Origin of the sequence: Companilactobacillus formosensis (genome assembly GCF_005405305.1) — a bacterium.
GTDB classification, from domain to species: domain Bacteria; phylum Bacillota; class Bacilli; order Lactobacillales; family Lactobacillaceae; genus Companilactobacillus; species Companilactobacillus formosensis.
Genome location: NZ_BJDU01000002.1, coordinates 241,060 through 262,791, shown reverse-complemented (window position 1 = coordinate 262,791; position 21,732 = coordinate 241,060). Strand labels below are relative to the sequence as shown.

Below are 21,732 nucleotides of genomic sequence, written 5' to 3'. Positions count from 1 at the left end.
ACAATATAAATCTTAAAATATCTTATAAAATGTAATAAAAATACAAAATACGTAATGATTGTTACTTATCTTTTTCGTAGTAAAATATTAATAAAGGAAGGTGTTGCACATGAAAACTCTTTATTATCACCAATTTATGATCTTAGGACATACGTACTTGTTAGCCACCACTGCAAAAGGGTTAGCATTTGTCGGTTCAGCAGATGGCGACTTAGAAGAACTGTCAGATTTTTATCCAAATGTTCAATTAATCGATGATGAATCGAAGTTATCAAAAGCTGCTACTGAATTAGAAGCATACTTATCTGGCGAAACTAAGACATTTGACTTAAAGTTGGATATTTCAGGAACTGCCTTTCAAGAAAGTGTCTGGAAAGCTTTGAAACAAATCCCATATGGACAGACTAAGAGTTACACGCAAATTGCTGAAGAGATCAATAATCCTAAAGCCGTTCGAGCAGTGGGTAGTGCCGTAGGCAAAAATCCTGTCTTAATGGTTATTCCGTGTCATCGAGTAGTGACTAAAACAGGAACCGTCAGCCAGTATCGTGGTGGAGTAACGATGAAAGAGAATTTATTAAGTTTAGAAGGTCATCTCAAATAGGGATGGCTTTTTATTTTGGCTAGTACTATACTGTGGGGAAAAGCATAGTGAGTAATCACTCACTCACTAAATATTTACTAGTTTAGGGGGACATAATATGTTCAATAGCGTTGTTTCAATGCGAGGAATCGTCAAAAAATTTGGTCAGCAAACGGTTTTAAATCAAGTTGATTTTCAAATACCAAGAGGACGCATTATTGGATTGATTGGGCCATCTGGGGCTGGGAAGTCGACGATCATTAAGATAATCCTAGGTATGGAAGTGCCAGATAAAGGGTCAACAACAGTTTTTAATCAGAAAATGCCTAATCGCAAGTTATTGGGAAAAATTGGTTACATGGCACAATCCGATGCTTTATACGAGCAATTGACTGGTCAAGAGAACTTGCAATTTTATGCGGATATGAAAGCTTTGAATAATTCAAAGCAATTTATTGAACACGTTTCTTCAGTCGTTGAACTGACAAAAGATTTGGACAAACGAGTCAGTGGCTATTCTGGAGGGATGAAGCGCCGGCTTTCATTAGCGATTGCAATGTTAGGAAATAATGATATTTTGATTTTAGATGAGCCAACGGTTGGAGTCGATCCAGCTTTGAGAAAGAAAATCTGGTGGGAGTTACAAAATTTGCGTAATCAAGGTAAAACTATTTTAGTAACGACTCACGTAATGGATGAAGCCCAACTGTGCGATGATGTAGCGTTGTTACTCGACGGACGAATCATTGCTTATAATGACCCATTGAGTTTGGAACAAATTTATCAAGTTAATTCGATCGAAGAAGTATTTTTGAAGGCGGAGGGTTTGAATAATGAGAACAATAGCTATCGCTAGACGAGTTACGAAAGAATTGTTACGGGATAAAAGAACTTTGATGTTGATGTTTTTAGCACCGATCTTTATTTTATTTTTGATGAAACTAGTCTTTTCGGTTAACTCTACGACGGATGTAAAAATTGCTACAGTAAATGTCAATGAGAGCTTAGTTACACAATTAGATAAGGCTAGTCATCTAAGTACGGTAAAATATGACAGTAAAAAAGATGCTCAAAAGGCGTTGTCAGATCAAAAGATCGATGCCATCGTCCAAGCCAAGAATAGTGATTTTCAAATAACTTATGCCAATATCGATGCTAGTAAAACTAAAGCTATTAAGTCTGCTTTTAGAATGTCTCTGTTAGCTAATTCTATGCAGGAGATGAAGAGAATTTTAAAACCTCTAGGAGAAAAAGCTTCACAGCCTAAAATTCAGCAAAAATACGAGTACGGTAATGCTGATACTAACTTCTTTGACAAAATAGTACCGATTTTAATGGGATTTTTCGTCTTCTTCTTTGTTTTCTTGATCTCAGGGATGGCTTTGTTGAATGAACGGACTTCCGGCACCTTGAACCGACTCTTGGCAACACCGGTAAAACGCTCAGAGATAGTTTTTGGTTATATGCTCAGTTACGGGGCCTTAGCAATTTTACAGACGCTATTGGTCGTTTTATTTACTGTTTGGATGTTAAAAGTTGAAGTAGTTGGCAGTATTTTTTACGTAATTTTAATTAACTTTGTTTTAGCATTAGTCGCCTTAGCGTTTGGAATTTTAATGTCGACCTTTGCTAAGTCAGAATTTCAAATGATGCAATTTATTCCTTTGATCATCGTGCCACAAATATTCTTTTCTGGGATTATTCCTTTAGATACGATGGCTAAAGGCGTGCAAGCAATTTCTTACATCTTGCCTTTAAAATATGCAGGAGATGCGTTGAGTGGCGTAGTCATGTCAGGAGACAGCTTTGTCAAAATATTGCCTGAGATTGGAATTTTATTGTTATTCTTAGTAGTATTGACGATTTTAAACATTCAAGGATTGAAAAAATATAGAAAGGTGTAACAAGATGGAACAAGCATTTGAAGATTTAAACGATTGGTTAATGACTAGCGATATGCCATTTGGCAAAAAGCAAGTTTTAAAAGCTGCCCTTAATTTGTTTTCTAAACAAGGTTACGATGGAACGTCTACTGCACAGATTGCTGAGGCTTCAGGGATGAGTCAAGCAACTATTTTTAAGTACTACAAGTCTAAAGAAGATCTCTTGCTAATTATTTTGGAACCATTGATCGATCACTTGTTGCCTACATATGGGAAGAAATTCGCACAGGAATTATCAAAGCAAGAACGGAATTTAGCTAGTATGATTCATTTCATCGTTCAAGATCGATATTATTTTTTGGTTCAGAATAAAGATGCAGCGATGATCTTGATTTCACAATTGTTGATCAACCAACAAATCAAGGCGAAAGTTTTACAAAAAATTGCTGAAGTAAAAGATATTTTTGAACAAAATATTTGGGTGCCGCTTCAAGCAACTAATGAGTTGAGGGATGATCTGGATGAATTAGGCTTTTTGAGACTAGTTGTCAGTCAAATTATCTTCTATTTCATTCAAACTCAACGCATTTCTACTGCAGACGAGACGACAATACAAACAGGTTTGCAACAAATCGAAGCTAGCGTTTTAAGAGCAATTGAAAAATAATTTAACATCTATGCTATGCTTTAACTGTATATTTTTTGATAAGTAGGAGTTTTTTACCTTGAAATTAGAAGCTATCTTAAAGGAAGAATTTGGTTACGATACGTTTCGCCCGGGTCAAAAAGAATTGATTCAAATGGTCTTAGACGGCAAAAAAGCTATGGGTATCATGCCGACCGGTGGCGGTAAGTCAATTTGTTATCAATTGCCAGCAACAATTATGTCGGGACTGACTTTAGTCGTTTCACCACTGATTTCGTTGATGAAAGACCAAGTGGATAGTTTGAATGAAGATGGTATTCCAGCGACTTTCTTGAACAGTACCGTTGAGTGGCACGACCGTGAAGAAAGAATGCGTTACATCGAAAGTGGTGCAGTCAAACTGCTATTCGTTGCTCCAGAAAAAATTGTCGATGAAGAATTTTACAGTTGGTTGTCAAGTTTAGATATCTCATTGATTGCAATTGATGAAGCTCACGTTTTGTCGTCTTGGGGTCATGATTTTCGTAGTAGTTACTTAGAGATGATCCAACCACTAAAAAATTTATCGACCGATTGTGCTTGGTTAGCTTTGACAGCCACAGCCACAGAAGAAGTTCAAGCCGATTTAGCTAGAATTTTGGATGTTCCTGATGAAAACATCATCAAAACCGGTTTTAATCGTGACAATTTAGCTTTAAAAATCGAACGTGGCGTTGATAAAACCGATTACGTTTTAAATTACGTGAAGTCGCATCCGGATGAATCCGGTATTATTTATGCTGGTCGTCGTGAAGATGTTGACAGGATTTATAATTTTTTGAAAGAGAACGATGTTTCAGTTGGACGTTATCATGCCGGTTTAAGCGATTCTGAACGTCATAATCAGCAAGAAGATTTCCTTTTTGATCGGATTAATGTGATCGTAGCAACGAATGCTTTTGGAATGGGTATCAACAAGACTAACGTGCGCTATGTGCTGCATTTTACCGTACCTGGGACAATTGAAAACTATTATCAAGAAGTTGGTCGTGCAGGACGTGACGGATTGCCTGCTGAAGCAATTTTACTGTATACGCCAGCCGATTTACGCTTGCATCAATTTTTCATCAACAAATCTTTGGGCGACGACCAATATAAGTTGAGTTTACGTAAGAAACTGTTTGAAATGAGTCGTTATGCTGAAACGCAGACCTGTCTGATGAAATTCATCTTGGACTACTTTGGAGAAACCAATACACAAGTTTGTGGTCGCTGTTCTAATTGTTTGGATGACCGTGAAGTAGTAGATGTAACCGCTGATGCTCAAAAGGCCTTGAGTTGTGTTGTCAGAATGGGGCAAAATTTTGGTAAGAAGATGATTACTAGAGTTTTAGTTGGCAAAGATGACGTGGCAAACGATTGGCACCATTTTGAAGAACTCTCAACTTTTGGTATCTTTGAAGATAGGACTTTAAAAGAAACGAGCCGTTTTATTGAATTTTTAGCGGCTAATGGCTATTTGACCGGTTCAGGTGGTAAATATCCAACTTTGAAATTATCAAAAAAGGGTGCGGACGTCTTAAAAGGAAAGATTAATGTTGCCAAACGTCAAGATCTTTCGAAATACAAGCCAGAAAACGTTACTAAGAGTAGAACCATTGTTGCTGACGGCAGTTTTGATATGGATCTATTTGAGAAATTGCGTGCTTTGAGGACGAAATGGGCGAGAAAACAAGCTTTGCCACCATTTATGATTTTCTCAGATAAGACTTTGAAAGATATGTGCGTGAAAAATCCTGTTACTGAAGCCGATTTTCTCAACGTCAGTGGAGTAGGTAAAGTAAAACTAGAGCAGTATGGTGAAAGCTTCTTAAACGAAATTAAAGAGTATCAAGCTGAAGCATAGTTAATAGGTCATTTAAAAATGATCTATTTTTTTGTTAATTTAAGGTAGATAATAATAAATGTTTTACGAAAACTTATAAAAAAGAAGCTTAAAAATAAAAATAGGGGTAAAGCCCGGTATAATAGGAAATATAAGAAGAGAGAGCACTAACAAAACTGAAAACTAGGCAAAAATTGGGTTATATGAGGATCAAATAAGGTCTGAGAGACGCATTCTATGAGCTTTTAATGATGAACTGTTCATCTAAAATAGTGAAAGACTCAATAAATCAATCAAAATATAACATCTATTTGAAGTTAAATTATCGTTTAAATAATATGTTTTACGAAAACATAAATTCAAAAATAAAAAAACAAAATATTATGACACAAAATGCGTTAAAATCAAGGAATAGGGACGAAAGAAGGGGGCAAACAATGAAAAAAGTAGCAATCATTTCGGACATTCATGGCAATCTTACCGCCTTTCAGCAAGTCATTAAAGATGCCGAAAAACAAAGGGTAGATGAATATTGGTTTTTAGGCGACCTACTCATGCCTGGACCTGGTGCAGAATCTATTTTAGAACTACTCAATCAAATTAATACTACCCAGTTTATTCGTGGCAATTGGGACGACTTCCTATTTGAGAATATTTTGAGCATCAGCAAAGAATACATCAATGAGCCCCAAACTACCTATATGGTTGAATTGATCAAGTACGTAAAAAGTCACCTTGAATCCAAATATATCCAACAAATTCAGCAATGGCCTATTTCAAAAAATATTCACTTCGAAGGCTTAAATATCCTTTTAACGCACAATCATCCTAAGAAGAATTATGGACATGAATTACTGCCATATGAGAATCAAGCTAACTTTGACAAATTATTGTTTGATAAGCCTTATGACTTAGCAATTTATGCTCACATACATCATCAACTACTAAGAACCAGCAGCAAGGATCAATTAGCCATCAATCCCGGTTCAATTGGTCAACCGTATACAGCTTGGAAAAAATTCCGTGCTGACAGACGCGCTCAGTATGCAGTTTTAAGTTTTGATCAAGGACTTGTCGATGTAAACTTCAGAAAAGTCGCATACTCAATTGACGATGAATTAAAAATTGCTGAAGCAAATGATTTACCATTTCGTGAGTTGTACCAACGACTATTTGCTGAAGGCATAACTTTTACGCACGACGATGACGCTTTGAATGAACAAATTGAGAAACATAATTATAAAGCCGATGCACTCGAATACTTGAAGAAATTGGAATCTTCTAAAGATCTCTAATTAAAGGGTTCTTTTTCTTTAAATATATAACTTCGTATAATATATATTATGTAACCTTAAATACCAAAATCTGATTTAGCTATTGGATTTTGGTATTTTTTGTCTGCTCTACTTTTTTATCCTATATCGTTACTTGGTATATTCAAAATTCAATGTTTGTGGTTCTATTTTAAATAAATTAATTACTGATTCGTATATCTTCAGCAAAACAAAAAGCAAAACCTGTAATGGATCTACAGACTTTGCTACGGTTAAATATCTGACTGTTTATTTAGATTAGATCCACTTAAAGACCAATTATTGAATTGCTACTAAATCTACATAGCTGAACAAGATTTATTCTAAATTAGTTGAATTTTTACTTCTAACCCGAAATTTTTTAAAATATATGTGCACATTCACATATATATATATTAAAATTAAAAATCAGGCTTCTTTTTAAAATATTTAACATAATTAACTAATAAAAATAAAGCTAATATTGGTAAAATTATCAATTGGATAGTAAACAAACTAATTAAAAACTTACGATACGAATCGGCAGTCTTAAAATAGGGTTTAACAAATTCTGTATACAATGGATAATCTTGAAAAGAATTTGCTATAGAAGTATAAAGAAATGCTGTAAAACTACCCTTTTCGACGCTGAAATTTAGGTCATTAACTGCTTTGTGATTATCATAATTTTTTACAAGATGCTCAACTGATATTATTTTTTCCAAATTAACCTCTTCCTTATCTTTTTTAGGATAATGGAGATTGATGGTTATGTTCAATAAGCAATTTTCTTTAAAGTGTTGATATTTGATTCATAAATTATAATTTATGTTAGATAAAACAGTTCGTAAATCAGCTAGCTGTTGTTTAACTTTATTCGGCGTTAAGGGTATTTCATTTGAATTATACTCATCCAATAATTCCAGTAATGTTGCAGATAGTATTTTGGCTGTTGTCTTAGTCATGGTTAATCTTTCTTGAGATAAAATGGTTTTTCTTAAAAAATTAGCCAGCCAAGATTTGATTAAATTATCGACGTTCAATTCGGCTTGGTTAATTCCACGAAAAGGCTTAAGTTCATTGATTAATTGTTGTACTTGTTGAAGATTTTCAACTTTAATTGTTATTTGAGAACTAATATCAAGTTGACTATAATAATCGGCCAATTTACTCGTGACCAGCTCATTTACTAATGCATACTTATCTGGATAATGACGATAAAATGTTGCTTTGCCTATGTCAGCTTGATCAGCAATATCTTTAATAGTAATGGATGCAAAATTTTTATGTTCTAATAAATCTGTAATTGCAGCTTTAATTGCAGTTTCTGTTTTACGAACACGCCGATCATTTGTTTCCATGGTTCCCTCCTGCTAGATACGTTTTAATAATTATAAAGTTAATTTTACACTTCTTGCATAATTGTTTACTAAGATTTAAGGACACAAAAATACGACGTGAATTATTTCATGCCGTATTTTTAATCTCCAAATTTTATTTATTTACATGCAATTGATTTAATGCCATTGCCATATTGTTACCAAATTCTACTGTAAAGTGTTCCCTGTGTCCAATGACTACTTCATCTGGAGTTGCTGAAGGAAAATATGAACCTAACTCAACCCGCATTCCATTTGGTGTAGCGTAAAATTGGTGCATAGCAAACATTGGCATTCTAAAACCATCATCTAATACAAATTGAGCCTTAGGTGCTGCTATACAAGCTGGATCTTTTTGTGGTCCTAAATCATCTGGAGCCATTTCTAATCTAAACCAAGTTGGTTCTTTATAATGTCCAATGGTTTCCATAACTTCTTGGGTATTATTGATTAGTCCAAAAACAAAGTGATCAGGAGATAATCGATAAGCTATTTCAAGGTTTAAATCATTCGCACTAGAGCTACTAATCTTCTTGGCGATTATTTTAGGATCAATGTGATCAACTTCAACAGTAACATGACTTTCTTTGAAAGTTTTGCCATCTGATTCTTCAGCAATTTGATGCCACATTTGACGACTTTGAGAAATCTTATCTGAATATAAATCTAAAATTCCTTGTCTCCCTAATTTTTTCTTACTTTCTATACAAGCTTGTAATATATCTGTATTGGATAATGTGTAAATCTGATTACTGTCAAGTTCTGTATCGTTCAAATATAATGTAGCACCTAATTCGGACATTTCTTGTAGTATGTGAGCCGCTCTTTTTGCAGCAATGTGTTGAACTTCGGTATAAGAAATTTCTTCACCATTATTTATAATTCGTAAATCTTTATATTCTGTCATAATGTTTCCTCGCTTTTGATTTATTGTGATTTTAATATAGCATCAAAAAAGAGAAAGTTGCGGTCCACTATTGGTACCATGGTAACTTATGAAACCAATTGAAATAAATGACTCAAAAGAATTATTCGATATTTGAATTGTGGTCGTATCATTATAAGTATTTTACATAGTTTTGAATTTTATTATTATAAGAATAAAAGGAGAAATTTTAATGGCTAAAAATATTTTATTGTTAGGTGCATCAGGGACAGCTGGCTCCGGTGTTCGAAAAGCACTTTTATCACGGACGGATGCACATTTAACATTAGTTTCACGACATGCTAACCAACTTACACCAAATCCCAAACGGGAAAAACTAGCTCAATTTGACGTACACGATCATGATGCATTGATCAAAGCAATGAAAGGACAAGATATCGTGTTTTCTGCCCTTTCATCTGAGGGTGATCCTGATGAACTTGCTAGATTAGCCCAAGATATTATTAACGCTATGCAGGAATTACATCTTAAACGATTGATTTTTATGGTCGCTATGGGAATTTACAACGAAATTCCTAAATCAGTTGGTGCACAGGATAATGTTGATAACAACCCTGCTCAAATTCATAATCTTCGTGCAGCTAAAGTAATTGAGGAATCTTCATTGGATTATACCCTCCTCCGACCTGGTTTTTTGGTCCCTGGACCTGATTCAGTTGTAATTACACATCGTGGCGAGAATGTTTCGGGAAATACGACAACCATCTCTTCAGTCGGTTCAGTTGCAGTGCGACTTATTACTGGTGATTTACAGGCTTCTCGTGGTAGTCTTGGACTTAATCAACCAACAAAAAGATAAAATCAAAAAACTTCATTAACAAATTCAATTCTTAAAACATTGAAGGTGTTAATGAAGTTTTTCTATCTAAAATTTACAAAATCATTAATTTTATTTTGTCGTTAAAGCAGGTAATTTCTTGATGATTTTAGCGGGAACCCCACCGACAACACAATTATCTGGAACATCTTTAACAACAACCGCTCCAGCTCCGATAATAACATTATTACCAATGTGGACACCGCCAATTATGGTGCAGTTGCCACCTATCCATACATCATTACCAACAGAAATTGATTGAGTATAAGTAATTAAATATTTACTACCGTCATCTCTAGTTCCAAAACGTTTAGTAGCATCTAATGAATGTTCTCCACAATAGAATTTAGTATCGGGCGCTATGATTACACGATCACCAAAAGTTATTTTATTGGAATCTTGGAAGTAACAATTGCCATTGACGAAATCGTCATTACCAAAAGAAATATGTTTTCCATAAATTGCTCCAATGTCACCATTGATTGTTAGATTTGTACCAATGTGTGCAAAGAGTTCATTTGCAATTGCTTGTTTTTTATTTTTCTCTGCCTCGTTATTCAATTTGGAAATTAATTGCCTGGCATCTTGAATCATCCCTTGTAACTCAGGGTCACGATAATCATAATCTTGTCCTGCTAATAATTTTTCGTGTTCTGTCATCAAAATAAATCTCTCCTTTAGTATCTTAAATCACGTAATTTTTTAGCTGGCGAACCCACATAAATACTATTTGGTTCAACGTCCTTAGTCACTAAAGCATTGGCCCCGACGATTGAATTTTCACCAATAGTTACTCCGGGCAAAACAGTCACATTAGCCCCTAACCAAGCATTTCTTTTAATATGGATTGAACCCGTAATTAGGTCATTACGATGATTAGGATCTTCAGCGTGATTGACCGTTATTAGACTAACCCGAGGACCAATTTTGACTTGTTCATCAATCCAAATTCCACCAAGATCCATGAAGAAACAATCTTTATTAATAAAAACGTTGCCTTTGACAAATGTTTGACATCCCACATCAGCGTTATAAGGTGCTTTGATATCAGTCGTTTCGGGAATTTGATATCCATACAACTGACTAAATAGTTCTCGACGTTGTTTTGTATTATGCGAATGCTGATTGATTTGGTCAATTATCAGCGAATTTTTTTCAACGATTTCATCTACTAATCCGAGTTCTTCTTTAGTGAATTTTAAGTTGCCACCTTCGCGTGCCTTCTTCAAAACTTCTTCTTTGTTGATTTTGAACACATTCTTTCCTTGCATTTTACTTTTAGCGTAAAGGATAATTTGAGTTTCGTCTAATACTTATCTTGTATTCAAAGAAATACGCTTATTGCATAACAAATAAATTCCCCCTTTGTGTTACATTTGAAGTATCAAGAGTTAAGGAGTGAATCAATTGACAATTCAAAATGAATTAATGCAAGCTTTGAACGATTGCAAAACAGAAATTATCCAAATTCGACGTTTCTTGCACCAACATCCTGAAACATCTTTCCACGAAAAAAATACTTCAAAATATATCAAGGACTTCTATCATAATTTAGGTATTGAAACTAAAGATTACGGCGACGGCTACGGTTTTGCAGTCGATATTGATTCAGGTCGACCTGGAAAATCAATTGCTTTACGAGCCGACTTTGATGCTTTAGCTATTCAAGAGGAAAATGACCTCTCCTTTAAGTCAGAAAATTCAGGTGTCATGCATGCTTGCGGCCACGACGGACATACAGCTTACATGATGGTTTTAGCTAAGAATTTATATCAAATGAAGAATAAATTAAGCGGCAAAATCAGAATAATTCATCAACCCGCTGAAGAAATCACTCCAGGTGGCGCTAAAAGTATGATCAAAGATGGAGTCCTCGATGGTATTGACGAAGTTGTTGGTGCGCACGTTATGACTTCGATGCCAACTGGCTCTATTGGTTATCACTGGGGTGAAACGCAAACTGGTCGAGCAGATTTTTCAATCAAATTTATCGGTAAAGGCGGACATGCTTCAATGCCCCACTTATCAAAAGACAGTATCGTTGCCGGTAGTTATTTCGTTACGGCCTTACAGACAGTCGTTTCACGTAATATCGACCCCTTTGATACAGCCAGCGTTACGATTGGTTCATTTGACGGCGTAGGTTCAAATAACGCTATTAAAGCTTCCGTTGAATTAAAAGGTGACGTTCGAATCATGAAAGAATCAACTAGATCAACGATTCATCAACGTATTGAAACTATCGCTAAGAGTGTTGCTGCAATGTTCGATATGAAAGTTGAAATTGACTATAATGACAATTATCCTGTTTTAGTCAACGATGAAGATTTAACTAAACAAGTGGTAAGTTCAATTAAAGATGCTGAAATTCCCGAAGTTAAAAAAGTCTTTGATTGCGGTCCCCAAGATCCTTCTGAAGATTTTGCATACTTTGCACAAGAACGTCCTAGTTGTTTCTTCTACGTTGGCTGTGATCCTGATGATGGTATGAATCATCCCCACCACAGTCCAGAGTTTTTAATGGATGAAAAATGTCTACTTGTTGCAGCAAAAGGTATGGGTACGGTTGTTTTGAACTTGTTAAATAATTAAGAATAAACAAAAAGAGTTTCGATGATACTAACCTTAACAGTATCATTGAAACTCTTTTTGTATTAATCGTATTCGACTTCGTTCAATTCCGTATTAACGGTTTTATTTCTGATTAAAATTATGATGAATGTGAAGATTAAAATACTAATTCCACCGATTGGCAACATCATCAAACCATTTGCTAACAACAAACCTCCGATACTAGTTCCTATAGCTGTACCGATATTCCCCATTGAAATGAAGAGACCATTTGCTAAGCTCAAAGCTTCAGGAATAGCAGCAGAAATCAAGTATTGTTGAATATTATTACCTATTCCGTAAATCATCCCCCAAAGAATAACTACTGGGAACATTAATGATGTAGAGTGACCAAACAAAATAATCAAAGCATAGACTGCAATTAATAAGAATGGGTAAATCGTTACTAATTTACGAGGTGCTTTTGACAAAACGTTTCCGGCAATCAAATTACCTAAAATACTCATTAACCCGAAAATGAAAAGTCCGATACTCAATTGATTAGCTGAGAAATGACTAACTTGAGACAATAAATCTGAAACATAACCATAAACGACGAATAATACACTACCTATTAAAATTGTTCCTAATCCGGAAATCCAAAGTGATTTCTTTACTAAAACCTTGTTCAATCCAGAAACTTCTTCTGTACTCTCATTATTAGTATTGGTACTTTCCTTTGGTAGTATAAAGAAATTTAATATTAAAGCGGCCAAACTAACTAATGCAAAGAAGAACATTGCGGCTGAGTAAGAGATATTATTGGCAGTCAAGGTAGTTAACGGCGTACCCAAAACTGTCCCAGCACTAACGCCAATCATAACTCGTGATACTGATTTTGAAGATTGTCCTTTGTCAGCAATTTCTGCAGCAATCGTAAATGCTAAAGAACAGTAAACCGGATGTAAAACTGCTGGCAACAATCTAAAGATCAGCGCAGGTACAAAGCTAGTTACCAAGCCTCCTAATACGTTGGAAACAACGAATAAGGATAATGTCAACAACATGATTTTTCTACGGTCAACGTGTTTTAAGATAATTGGCATTATTGAACCAAAAATAGCAATTATTATTGCAAACAAACTGACGAATAATCCTGACGTAGCTGTTGAGACATTAAAACGGTTAGCAATTATAGGTAAAATTCCCAATATTCCAACTTCTGTGTTTAGAATACTGAAAGTACCCGCTGCTAATGTGAAGATCAATAATTTTTTATTTTTCATTTGAAACCTCAATTCTATTTTTTATATAAATAACTTCTTGCCTTATCAACATCAATTATTGTATAGGGATATTAGTCACTTGAAAATTCAGTCTTTTGAATCCTAGTATAAATTGAATTAATACTTAGCCATAAAAAAACAGAGATCTTAGTTGATTTACTAGTATCTCTGCTTTTTATAATGTTAATCTTTCATCATTTAATCTATTTCTACTTACACCAATGGAATTCAAGTTATCTTCAATTTCAATTATCGCAGTCGCTGGTCCTACAATATAAAATTGTCCTTTTAAAATTTCGCTCTCTGAAAGAAGATTTTTTAATTGTTGTTTCTTAATTCGATGAATTTGCTCATAATACTTGAAATTCGGATATTTAGATTCAAAATTTCTAAATTTATCGGAATAATATAATTTGTCTTGTGATTGAACCGTCCACAATACATGGATAGGTCGCTTTCCTGCATATTCGGCAGCAATACTTAACAAAGGAGCAATCCCCGTCCCTAAGCCATAAAGAATAATTGGTGTCTCAACATTTTCCAGCCTAATTGATTTATCAAACAATCCAAAGGGTCCTTCTAGTTTTACCTTAGTACCTGTAGGAACCTTGGAGATCTCATTAGTAAAGTCTCCAACATTTTGAATAGTAAAAGTAACAGATCGTGGACTATTTGTAGGAGCTGAAGTGACAGAAAATGGATGTGATTCAATACCGAGCTTTTTGAGACCTTTGAAGGATACAAAGTAAAAGTCACCTGGATGATATTTTTTCTGGCTTTTTATCTGAATAACCAGTTCTTGAGTATCCGAATTCAAGGATTCGTTAGAAATTACTGTTCCATTATTCATAGTTAATAATCTTATTTTATTAAAAAAATACAATCCCAGTATCACAGCTGTATAGGTATCAAAAATAACCATGAATTCGGTGATAGATCTAATTCTAACGATTAATTGGACATGGAAGAAAATCAAGGCGATTACCACTAAATTTAAGCGATGGACCCAGATAGAAACTTGATGTTTAAAAATATGATTGAACTTCTTCTTGAGCGTGTCGGCAATTTTAAAGTAATTGATCAACCAGCCTGACATGAAGAAAACGGCGTAGAAAAATCCAAATAAAGCTAAATACCAAGCAATATTACCAGTGTTTTTAACATTTTTATCAAAACTAAAACTTAAAAATTTATGAATAGTAGCAGCAATCAAAGCAATCGTTCCTAAAAGTCCATGAACTAGATACATTGAAGGTAAACCAATTAAACGGTCCAACCAACTTGGTCTTGTTGACAAATAAGTAATTACTAACCACCAAATATAAGCAACAATACCAAAGTCATACACGCTTAAGTCCCTGACTGAAGCCACCAATTGCGTATTTAAAATAACAATTAAAGGCATTGGAATTAAGAAAAGTATAATTAGCCAAAGAATATTTAATACAACCCTTTTTCTTCTCATTTTCCCACCTTATTAATATCCTAATTTTGTTAGCCATTGATTGACATCACCCTTAGCATCTTGAACGTCAGATCCTTGGACTTGGAAACCTTTTAAGATTGTAGCTTTAGGATATTGATCTTGTAGTATTTCTTGAGTACTACTGAATCCAGAACCTCCATCAGTCACAAAGGGAATTATAGTTTTATTATTGAGATCAATTTTGTCAAACAGAGTTCTCATTATCATTGGATACTCACTATACCAAATTGGTGAACCAATAAAAATATTTTTATAATTATCGACGTTTGGTAATGTTCCCTTGATACTAGGTCTAGCGTTATTATCTTTTTCTTCTGTCGCAATGTCTTCGAGTTTTGAGAGACTCTTGTCAGGATAAGCCTTTGCGGGAATTACTCGATAAATATCGGCATTAGTTTTTGACTTGATGTAATTGGCAATTACTTGTGTATTCCCTACTTTTCGATAGCCTTCATAATTAGCACCCGAATGTGAAAAATAAATAATGAGAGTTTTTCCGTTCGACTTTTTAGTGGAGCCTTGGGAAGTCTCTTTGATTGCTTGATTTGAAGTAGATTTGTTGCTTTGTAGATTAGATTTTGAATAGATGATTCCTAAAACGACCCCCAATACAACTAAGACCGTAGTTAGAATACCAATCAATTTGACCCTTTTTGTATGTTTCATAATTGTCCTCACTTTTAATTTTATAAAAAAAGCCAATGAACTTATGGAACCTTTTCATTGACTTTAAAGATATGTATTTATTTCTATCTTGGAATAACTTCAACAGTTGAACTGCGAGGTCCTTTTGCGATCATTGGTGGCAAATATGTGCTGCCCTGATACTTTTCTTCATAACCTCGATCGATTAAATCATTAATTTTGTCATCGTTGAGTTTCTTAAAGACAACTTCATGGTTTGATCCATCGAGAAAGATCCTGCCGGCTTTTTGTTTGATTGCAGAATTATACCAGCGCGAATTTTGTCCATTCCAAGCGCGAATAAATAATCTTCCATCAGCAACTACCGACCAAATCCAAGTAGGTGTTCCGTAAGTTTTCCCATCATCATAAAATGGTGACACTTGAAAATCGTCCGTTTTTGCAAAATTTTTGAGTTGTTCAGTGGTCCATGTTTTTTCAGTCATATTGTTCCTTCCTATTACCAAGGTTGATTTGTTGGTCCAACAGTAAATTCACTAACATTAGTATCTTCTGGTTGATCGATTGCAAATGCTACCACGTTAGCGACTCGTGAAGGACTGATTTGATATTTATCGTAATTTGCTTGCATAGCTTTAGCAGCTTCTGGATCTGTAATTGTATCCAATAATTCGGTATGAATTGCGGCTGGATAAATGGTAGCTGTACGAATATTGCTGTTAGCTTGTGCAGATTCCATTCTCAAAACTTCCATTAAGTCACGAACTGCATGTTTAGTTGCTCCGTAAACACCGACACCAGGATATGGTTTCAAACCGGCGACTGAAGAAGTTGTAATGATATGTCCACCGTTTTGTTCTTTGAAGGTAGGCATAATCGCAGCGATACCGTTTAATACACCTTTAATATTTACATCGACTGTACGGTTCCATTCATCAGTCTTCAACTTATCAATTTCTGAACTAGGCATTAAACCAGCATTTAAGAAAATTACATCAACTTTGCCGAATTCTTGTTTGGCTGCTTCAACTAAGGCCTTATTGTCATCGGGATTTACAACATCAGTAGTTTTGTAAATTGCTTCGCCACCGTTTTCCTTAATTTTATTAACGATTTGTTGGAGTTTATCTTCACGACGAGCACCCAAAACTAATTTGGCTCCTTTACTTGCCAATAACATGGCTGTTGATGCTCCAATACCACTTGATGCCCCAGTAATAATTACTACTTTGTCTTTAATCATATTTTGTTATCTCCTATGTATTATTATTTTGGACCTTGACTAACTGTGTCATGTCCTAATCAATGACATAAGTATAGGGCGCAAATTGGGACTTGAAAATTTACTATTGTGAATGCTAGTATAAACACAATTAATACTGGAGGTGTAGTGATGATTGATTTTTACTTATTGGAGGCTTTAGTAGCATTTGATGAATATGGAACTCTTTCTAAAGCTGCTAATCATTTAGGCGTAACTCAGCCGGCTTTGACCCATTCATTAAAGAATCTTGAAGAAAATTTAGATGTTAAATTGTTTGACCGCAGACCCAATCGGCTCTATTTAACTGATACTGGCAAATATGCCGTTAAGCAAGCAAAAAAAGTCCTTGAAGACAACTACAAATTTACGGACAAAGTTAAACTCTTTGAACAAAATCAATCAATCATTACTATTGGCGCTAATGCCCCAGGACCTTTGATAGTTATTCGCTCCTTACACTTAGATAACCTCGTTGTACAAGATGAACACGTTCAACAGGATTTTGAAACGATACTAAACGAAGAGCAATTGACTTGCCTACTGACTAATGAAGATATAGAAACTGATCATATAACTTCAGCATTTCTTGGCAGTGAAAGTATGGCCATCAACATCCCTTCTGAAAGTCCTTTGTCGAAGGTAGATTCTTTGAAATTTGCTGATTTAGCGGGTAATACATTCCTATGTCCTCAAGAAATAGGATTTTGGCAAGATATTTATGAATCACAAATTCCTAATGGTAAATTTATTTATCAAAATCAATCAACTGAGTATAAAGAATTGCTTAGTTTCTCTAGTCTGCCCTTCTTTACTACTAATTTGACTAAACTAGATCCAAACTGGGGAAAGAATCTTCCTAAGAATCGTGTATTAAAGCCATTAACGGACAAATTGGCAACACAAAATTTTTATATTAGTTTTTTAAAACGCAATCAAAATCGATTGAAATCTTTGATTCAAAAGACACAAGATCAATGGTCAACAGTTGATTTTTAAATTTAAAAAGTAAGATAATATAATTACTGAACATTTAAGGATATGGGGGATCTTGCATGACGATACTTTTAGGTATAGGACTAATAATTTTGGCAATTTTTGCTATCGTTGGGAATATTAGCAATTCAAAACAGTTCGGTAGGAAGATTATGTCGGATAGATTATATTTTTATATTTTTCTACTAGTTGGTGGCTTAGCTTTGATTTTCTTCTAATTTCAAGAAAAGATAATAAAAAGGAGTCTTGATTATGACAACAACTGCAACTACTCTCTCTGAAGCAAGAAAAAATCTAAAAAAAATAACTGATGATGTAGCAGATTTTGATGATCATGTAATTATTACAAAGCCTAAGAATCGTAATGTGGTTATTATCTCAGAAAAAGAATTCCAATCTTGGCAAGAAACCATGTACTTACTTGGTACAGAAGCTAACCGTAAAAATTTAGATGAATCTTTAAATCAATTAAAAAGCCAGTCAACTCACAATATAAAATGAGTTAACTGGCTTTATTTTTATTATTCGTTTCTAATAGATACGACGATACTTACTAAAATCAATCCTAAGCCGACAAAAAATCCAACTTTGATTGATTCATTTAAAAATATCCATCCTAACAATGTCCCAACGATTGGTTGAAACAAAAAGAACAATCCTGATGTTGGACTGTGAAATAAGATTAATCCTTTATTCCAAAGGAAAAATGCAATTGCAGTAGAAACGATTCCTAAGTATAAAAGACTTAACCAAATGTGCACGCTACCCCAGGAGATATTTAATAAGGTTCTCTTTTGTATGAAAATAACAGGTGTTAAACAAACAATAGCAACCAAAGTACCTAAAAAAGTAACTTGGATGATGCTGTATTTCTTATCAACTAATTCAATCAAGACTGACATCAAGGCCCAAGTAAGACCAGCAATCAACAAGAAGATTACTCCTAGTAATAGATTCTTTCCGTTAAAATGGAAACCGACAATTGAGACAACACCTAATATTGCTAGAAATAAACTGATCCACTTACCCTTGGTTGGTCTGATTTTTAATAATGGCCAACTGAAGATGATCATGAATGCTGGTGTTGCTGTTGTCACAACTGAGCCTAATTGAGCTGAAGAAAACATCGTGCCTGTTTCTTGAGCAACAATAGAAATCGTATCACCAATTAATCCGATTAAGAAAATCAATAATAAATTTCTTTTATCCCAGTGCCACTGAATTTTTGCGACTAAGGCGATTACTAATAAGGCAACTGCACCAATCAGATACCGTAACCAAACCAATTGAATTGGGGGAACTTCACTGACGACTGATTTGACGACGACAAACATCCCACCCCAAATACATGCTGCTAATGTTAAATATATGCTACCTATTATTTTGTGCTTGTTCAAAATATGAAACCTCCGCTTTATTTACTTAATTAGTTAAGAAATCAGCGGATTCACACCACTGATTAGTGGTATGAAGGTACATCACATTCAAATAATGGTGAATATAACAAAATGAAAGCCTCCTTTTGAAGGAAATATAACTTTTATTATATGTTTATATTGGGGTAATTACAAATAACCATCTTCCCACAAGTTATCACATTTTGTGATATAACGACTTTGCAAGAAGAGAATTGAACATATTAATACACTTCAAATCCGCACCGGATTGGTTTAAGGCAACTTCTAATATTTTACTATTTTTAACAATGTTTTTGTTGGTTGGATTAAACTATTGGAAAATAAATAAGTGATTAATTATTGACATTTCGATAAATCGCGATATGATGTATTCATGAATGTTAATGCAAAATTATTTATGGCTCTATCCAACCAAACAAGATTAGATATTTTACAATGGTTAAAAGATCCAGAAAAAGAAATCACTTCAGTATCCTGTGAAACAGTTCGCTACATGATGAATGAAAAAGGAGGTATTTGTGTAGCTGATATTGTTAAACGTGCCGGCTTAGCACAGTCAACTGTTTCTAAATATTTGAGTGATCTTCAAAATTGTGGCCTTTTAATCTCTGAACGTCATGGTAAATGGACCTACTATCGTCGGAACGAAGAAAATATTCAAGAACTATCAAAATATATTGCTAATAAACTTTAAGAAGAGGCTCTAATTAGAATTTCTTTTATTTAAGCATTCATATCGACAAAACTAGATTTATAAGATTAAGGAGAGCTTTATGTCTAATAAATTAAGAATAGTTTTACCACAATGGCAAGGTGGAATGAATCCTAACTATCGCTTAGGAGCCAAACTATTAAATGCACTAGTTCCAGAAAGTAATCAAACAGAAACATTGGAAATCCCTATTTCTAAAGAAGAACATCAAACTAACGGAGTTGTAGATGAAGAAAAAATTTTGTTAAATCAAATGAAAACAACTTTTGATACACTCACTATAAAAAATCCAGATAAAGTAATCACTCTTGGCGGAGATTGTTCAATTTCTGAAGCTCCTTTTGATTACCTACATGGTAAGTACCCAGATGATTTTGGAATGATCTGGTTAGATGCTCATCCAGATATTTCTAACCCTACTACTTCCAGTCACATTCACGAAATGGTGGTCGCAAACTTGATTCATAAAGGCGCAAAGAATTTTAATGAACAAGTTAAAAATCCGATTGATCCTAAAAAAGTTTTATTCGCTGGATTAAAATATAATGATTTACGTCCAATGGATAATTTAGTCAAAGATTTAAACATGTCTTATATCACTCCAGAAGAACTTAAAAAAGACAGCTCACCTGTTTTAGATTGGATAAAGAACAATAATATCAAACACATTGCTATCCATCTTGATCTTGACGTTTTAGATCCAGACGATTTTAGAGCGATTCTTCCTGCCAAGATTGGTCTTGATCGTAGTAAATTTGGTGCTGCCATCGGAGAAATGAAACTTGCTGAAATGGTTCGTCTATTAGAAGATGTTGAAAATAATACCGATTTAGTTGGTCTTTCGATAGCCGAACACATGCCTTGGGATGATATTAATTTACACAATGGATTATCAAAATTAGCCATTTTTGATTAATTAGATGCCTCAGGCATTTATTTTTTGACATATATATTCACAATTACCGATATATAAATATAAGGAGATTATTATGAACAACGTTACAAAAACTTTAAGTATCAAATACCCTATTATTCAGGCACCGATGTCATGGATGACTAATGCCAGATTGGTTGCTTCCGTTAGTAATGCTGGTGGTTTAGGAATATTGGGACCTAATGCGGGACAGACTGAGGTCACCTCTGATCCTAAAGAAACTGCTAGCAGAATGAGAGATGAAATACATAAGACTAAGGCATTAACTAATAAACCTTTTGGACTTAATATTTTGACACCTAGACCTAATGAAAGTTTATCCGAATCTACTTTTACTAATGAACTACTCCAAATGGCTTTTGATGAAGGAATACAATACTTTGCAGTAGTCGGAACAGCTCATAAAGAGGTATTTGAACAAATAAAACAACACAATGGTAAAATAATTTTCCGACCATTAACTCCTACCGTAGAACAGATGAAATTGGGTGAATCATATGGCGCGGATATAGCTGTGGCTACTGGTTCTGATGAAGGCGGAATTTTACCAAATCAAGAATTTGGTACTTTTACAATTGTTCCTTCAATGGTTGATGCAGTGAACATCCCTGTTTTGGCAGCTGGAGGAATTAATGACAATCGTAGTGTGAAAGCTGCATTTTCTTTAGGAGCACAAGGAGTATATGTTGGTAGTCGTTTTCTAATGACTGAAGAGTCCCCATTAAATAGTAAAGCTAAAGATTTAATATTAAAGTCTGATTCTCATGATGTAATCCGTGTATCCCCTACACAACGAGCAATTGAACTTGGAAAGGCTTTGGAATATTCATCAGAATTGGCTAAAGATCCTTTCAATAACGAATTGGACAGAGAAATTAGTAAAAATGGTGGTTTAAGACCTGGAATGTTAATGGGCGATTTTAAAAATGGAATCGTCAGTGTTAATACCGGTATCGGATCTATCACTACAATACCTTCAGTTACTAATCTAATTGAGCAATTAATGGCTTAATTACAATAAGAGTAAAAAAATA

25 protein-coding genes are annotated in these 21,732 nt (G+C 34.4%); 14 read left to right on the top strand and 11 right to left on the bottom strand.

The features are described from left to right. The first annotated feature begins 109 nt into the window (after window positions 1–109). The 6 genes from FFM65_RS03580 to FFM65_RS03555 all read left to right on the top strand — a co-directional run bounded on the left by FFM65_RS03580 (window position 110) and on the right by FFM65_RS03555 (window position 6,271). Window positions 110–604, top strand: a complete 495-nt coding sequence (locus FFM65_RS03580; RefSeq protein WP_119317546.1) for a methylated-DNA--[protein]-cysteine S-methyltransferase — start codon at window positions 110–112, stop codon at window positions 602–604. Window positions 605–701: 97 nt separating this feature from the next. Continuing rightward, entirely contained in the window at window positions 702–1,439 is a 738-nt protein-coding gene (locus FFM65_RS03575) for an ABC transporter ATP-binding protein (protein ID WP_119317547.1), read from the top strand. Next, window positions 1,417–2,487 carry an ABC transporter permease gene (locus FFM65_RS03570; protein ID WP_119317548.1) on the top strand — a complete coding sequence of 357 codons (1,071 nt, stop codon included), beginning with the start codon at window positions 1,417–1,419 and terminating at the stop codon, window positions 2,485–2,487. The genes FFM65_RS03575 and FFM65_RS03570 overlap by 23 nt, the downstream gene beginning before the upstream one ends. 4 nt (window positions 2,488–2,491) lie before the next feature. Further along, the gene (locus FFM65_RS03565) at window positions 2,492–3,133 is read left to right on the top strand and encodes a TetR/AcrR family transcriptional regulator (RefSeq protein WP_119317549.1); all 642 of its coding nucleotides are present in this window, start codon (window positions 2,492–2,494) and stop codon (window positions 3,131–3,133) included. 58 nt (window positions 3,134–3,191) lie between these two features. Then, a complete protein-coding gene (gene recQ / locus FFM65_RS03560; protein ID WP_119317550.1) occupies window positions 3,192–4,997 on the top strand; it encodes a DNA helicase RecQ in 1,806 nt (601 codons plus the stop codon). Between the two features lie 416 nt (window positions 4,998–5,413). Further along, a complete protein-coding gene (locus FFM65_RS03555; RefSeq protein WP_162897897.1) occupies window positions 5,414–6,271 on the top strand; it encodes a metallophosphoesterase family protein in 858 nt (285 codons plus the stop codon). 419 nt (window positions 6,272–6,690) lie between these two features. Here FFM65_RS03555 and FFM65_RS03550 read toward each other — a convergent pair whose 3' ends face one another. The 3 genes from FFM65_RS03550 to FFM65_RS03540 all read right to left on the bottom strand — a co-directional run bounded on the left by FFM65_RS03550 (window position 6,691) and on the right by FFM65_RS03540 (window position 8,554). Beyond that, the gene (locus FFM65_RS03550; RefSeq protein ID WP_119317552.1) at window positions 6,691–6,993 is read right to left on the bottom strand and encodes a hypothetical protein; all 303 of its coding nucleotides are present in this window, start codon (window positions 6,991–6,993) and stop codon (window positions 6,691–6,693) included. An 87-nt stretch (window positions 6,994–7,080) separates the two neighbouring features. Continuing rightward, window positions 7,081–7,629: a TetR/AcrR family transcriptional regulator gene (locus FFM65_RS03545; protein WP_119317553.1), complete on the bottom strand. Its 549-nt coding sequence runs from the start codon at window positions 7,627–7,629 to the stop codon at window positions 7,081–7,083. Window positions 7,630–7,762: 133 nt separating this feature from the next. After that, window positions 7,763–8,554: a hypothetical protein gene (locus FFM65_RS03540; RefSeq protein ID WP_119317554.1), complete on the bottom strand. Its 792-nt coding sequence runs from the start codon at window positions 8,552–8,554 to the stop codon at window positions 7,763–7,765. A 211-nt stretch (window positions 8,555–8,765) separates the two neighbouring features. Here FFM65_RS03540 and FFM65_RS03535 point away from each other — a divergent pair, with 211 nt between their 5' ends. Further along, window positions 8,766–9,392 (top strand): NAD(P)H-binding protein, encoded by a 627-nt coding sequence (locus tag FFM65_RS03535; RefSeq protein ID WP_119317555.1) that lies wholly within the window; start codon window positions 8,766–8,768, stop codon window positions 9,390–9,392. A gap of 90 nt (window positions 9,393–9,482) precedes the next feature. Here FFM65_RS03535 and FFM65_RS03530 read toward each other — a convergent pair whose 3' ends face one another. Next, complete coding sequence (locus FFM65_RS03530) at window positions 9,483–10,070, bottom strand: sugar O-acetyltransferase (protein WP_119317556.1); 588 nt, start codon at window positions 10,068–10,070, stop codon at window positions 9,483–9,485. Between the two features lie 17 nt (window positions 10,071–10,087). Continuing rightward, window positions 10,088–10,681 carry a DapH/DapD/GlmU-related protein gene (locus FFM65_RS03525; RefSeq protein ID WP_119317557.1) on the bottom strand — a complete coding sequence of 198 codons (594 nt, stop codon included), beginning with the start codon at window positions 10,679–10,681 and terminating at the stop codon, window positions 10,088–10,090. Between the two features lie 136 nt (window positions 10,682–10,817). Here FFM65_RS03525 and FFM65_RS03520 point away from each other — a divergent pair, with 136 nt between their 5' ends. After that, window positions 10,818–12,002 (top strand): amidohydrolase, encoded by a 1,185-nt coding sequence (locus tag FFM65_RS03520; RefSeq protein WP_119317558.1) that lies wholly within the window; start codon window positions 10,818–10,820, stop codon window positions 12,000–12,002. 62 nt (window positions 12,003–12,064) lie between these two features. Here the strand turns inward: FFM65_RS03520 and FFM65_RS03515 are convergent, their stop codons facing one another. The 5 genes from FFM65_RS03515 to FFM65_RS03495 form a co-directional block, all read right to left on the bottom strand. Further along, window positions 12,065–13,246 carry an MFS transporter gene (locus FFM65_RS03515; protein WP_119317559.1) on the bottom strand — a complete coding sequence of 394 codons (1,182 nt, stop codon included), beginning with the start codon at window positions 13,244–13,246 and terminating at the stop codon, window positions 12,065–12,067. Window positions 13,247–13,421: 175 nt separating this feature from the next. Beyond that, window positions 13,422–14,711: a ferric reductase-like transmembrane domain-containing protein gene (locus tag FFM65_RS03510; RefSeq protein ID WP_119317560.1), complete on the bottom strand. Its 1,290-nt coding sequence runs from the start codon at window positions 14,709–14,711 to the stop codon at window positions 13,422–13,424. Window positions 14,712–14,723: 12 nt separating this feature from the next. Then, window positions 14,724–15,398, bottom strand: coding sequence for a flavodoxin (locus FFM65_RS03505; protein ID WP_119317561.1), 675 nt, complete (start codon window positions 15,396–15,398; stop codon window positions 14,724–14,726). An 83-nt stretch (window positions 15,399–15,481) separates the two neighbouring features. Continuing rightward, window positions 15,482–15,862, bottom strand: coding sequence for a DUF2255 family protein (locus tag FFM65_RS03500; protein ID WP_119317562.1), 381 nt, complete (start codon window positions 15,860–15,862; stop codon window positions 15,482–15,484). Window positions 15,863–15,876: 14 nt separating this feature from the next. Then, window positions 15,877–16,620, bottom strand: a complete 744-nt coding sequence (locus FFM65_RS03495; RefSeq protein ID WP_119317563.1) for an SDR family oxidoreductase — start codon at window positions 16,618–16,620, stop codon at window positions 15,877–15,879. A 150-nt stretch (window positions 16,621–16,770) separates the two neighbouring features. On the opposite strand from FFM65_RS03495, the gene FFM65_RS03490 reads away from it, so the two are divergent. The 3 genes from FFM65_RS03490 to FFM65_RS03485 are packed head-to-tail and all read left to right on the top strand — an operon-like array spanning window position 16,771 to window position 18,135. After that, window positions 16,771–17,637 carry a LysR family transcriptional regulator gene (locus tag FFM65_RS03490; RefSeq protein ID WP_119317564.1) on the top strand — a complete coding sequence of 289 codons (867 nt, stop codon included), beginning with the start codon at window positions 16,771–16,773 and terminating at the stop codon, window positions 17,635–17,637. A 56-nt stretch (window positions 17,638–17,693) separates the two neighbouring features. Beyond that, window positions 17,694–17,852 carry a hypothetical protein gene (locus FFM65_RS12080; protein ID WP_157060457.1) on the top strand — a complete coding sequence of 53 codons (159 nt, stop codon included), beginning with the start codon at window positions 17,694–17,696 and terminating at the stop codon, window positions 17,850–17,852. A 34-nt stretch (window positions 17,853–17,886) separates the two neighbouring features. Continuing rightward, a complete protein-coding gene (locus tag FFM65_RS03485) occupies window positions 17,887–18,135 on the top strand; it encodes a type II toxin-antitoxin system Phd/YefM family antitoxin (RefSeq protein WP_119317565.1) in 249 nt (82 codons plus the stop codon). A gap of 20 nt (window positions 18,136–18,155) precedes the next feature. Here FFM65_RS03485 and FFM65_RS03480 read toward each other — a convergent pair whose 3' ends face one another. Continuing rightward, window positions 18,156–19,031, bottom strand: coding sequence for a DMT family transporter (locus FFM65_RS03480; protein WP_119317566.1), 876 nt, complete (start codon window positions 19,029–19,031; stop codon window positions 18,156–18,158). Window positions 19,032–19,425: 394 nt separating this feature from the next. On the opposite strand from FFM65_RS03480, the gene FFM65_RS03475 reads away from it, so the two are divergent. From FFM65_RS03475 to FFM65_RS03465, 3 genes are all read left to right on the top strand, one after another. Continuing rightward, window positions 19,426–19,746, top strand: a complete 321-nt coding sequence (locus FFM65_RS03475) for an ArsR/SmtB family transcription factor (protein ID WP_119317567.1) — start codon at window positions 19,426–19,428, stop codon at window positions 19,744–19,746. A 79-nt stretch (window positions 19,747–19,825) separates the two neighbouring features. Then, window positions 19,826–20,680: an arginase family protein gene (locus FFM65_RS03470; protein ID WP_119317568.1), complete on the top strand. Its 855-nt coding sequence runs from the start codon at window positions 19,826–19,828 to the stop codon at window positions 20,678–20,680. Between the two features lie 73 nt (window positions 20,681–20,753). After that, window positions 20,754–21,710, top strand: a complete 957-nt coding sequence (locus FFM65_RS03465; protein WP_119317569.1) for an NAD(P)H-dependent flavin oxidoreductase — start codon at window positions 20,754–20,756, stop codon at window positions 21,708–21,710. Window positions 21,711–21,732: the final 22 nt, after the last annotated feature.